Below are 839 nucleotides of genomic sequence, written 5' to 3'. Positions count from 1 at the left end.
CAGGAACGGACTGCAACGTTGCCCTGGAACTCAATACGGAAGAGGGAGAACATCTGGAAAACGTGGAAATTGACATACTCGACCCACAAGGAAGGAAGATAACCAAAACCCGAACCGGAAACAGGGGAAGATGCACATTCCTACTGAACAACGTTGGGACCCAAGAAGAGTACAAGGCCGTTTTCCAATACAAAGGATACGACTATGAAGTGAAACTCCCTGAAGTGGAGGAAGAAGGCATCGCCTTGCAGGTTAGACAGGACACCCTGCTAAGAATAGAACTGCAAAGAAGCGAAGGATTGACGGACTTCCCGGAAGGACTGGCCCTGCAGGTTATGGCACAAGGAGTACCCCAAACCTTACAGCACATCGACTTCGGAGACAAACGAAAGACAAACGTAACCATCCCGTTGAACGAACTGCGCACGGGGGTGAACCAAATCACAGTATTCGACGGGAAAGGGCAAATCTATGCCGACAGGCTGTGTTTCGTCAACCGCCACGACTACGATTCTGCAAAGATCGACATCCATGGAATAGAACCACAATACGAGCCGTTCGCACCCGTCACACTAAACCTGAAACTACAAGACATACAAGACACGGCCACATCCGTATCCCTTGCAGTCAGGGACAGGGCCATGGAAGAACAAACCTATGACAACGGAACCATGCTCACGGAAATGATGCTCGCCAGCGAAATCAAAGGGTTCGTCGAAAATCCCGGATATTATTTCGAAGCTGACGACAGCATGCACCGCAGGGACTTGGACCTGTTGTTGATGGTGCAGGGATGGAGAAGATACGAATGGAAAGAGATGGCGGGAATTGAAGCCTTT

The 839-nt window shown here is 49.9% G+C and carries 1 pseudogene; it reads left to right on the top strand.

Annotation, left to right across the window (positions count from 1 at the left end):
* Window positions 1-839: pseudogene (locus HMPREF9441_RS03360) on the top strand (hypothetical protein); the annotation flags it as partial.

It is taken from the genome of Paraprevotella clara YIT 11840 (genome assembly GCF_000233955.1).
Classification (GTDB): Bacteria; Bacteroidota; Bacteroidia; order Bacteroidales; family Bacteroidaceae; genus Paraprevotella; species Paraprevotella clara.
This window is presented reverse-complemented; position numbering and strand designations above follow the sequence as displayed.